This window comes from Colwellia sp. 6M3, from assembly GCF_014077595.1.
GTDB lineage: Bacteria > Pseudomonadota > Gammaproteobacteria > Enterobacterales > Alteromonadaceae > Cognaticolwellia.
Genome location: NZ_JACGWF010000265.1, coordinates 1 through 251, shown reverse-complemented (window position 1 = coordinate 251; position 251 = coordinate 1). Strand labels below are relative to the sequence as shown.

The 251-nt window shown below is 36.7% G+C and carries 1 pseudogene; it reads left to right on the top strand.

The features are described 5' to 3' along the window. Positions 1-223 (top strand): annotated as a pseudogene (locus H4J50_RS19930) (hypothetical protein); the annotation flags it as partial. Between the last annotated feature and the right edge of the window lie 28 nt (positions 224-251).

Sequence of the window (251 nt, the reverse complement as noted above, 5' to 3'; positions counted from 1 at the left end):
CTTAGCGCGAAATGGCCATAAAACATTGCTTTGGGGACGTGATGAAAATCATGTTGCTGAAATGGCGAGCTCGCGTGCGAATGAAAAATATTTACCGGGAAGTTCTTTTCCTGAAACATTAGTCGTTCTTCCTTTATATTTTTACGCCATTATTTATTGGCATTTTATTCTAAGATATTTTCACTTTTACGCAGAGGCCAAAAGTGAAGCTAATTTTTCTTGAGCATGTAATGCAAATAAATCGTCACAAC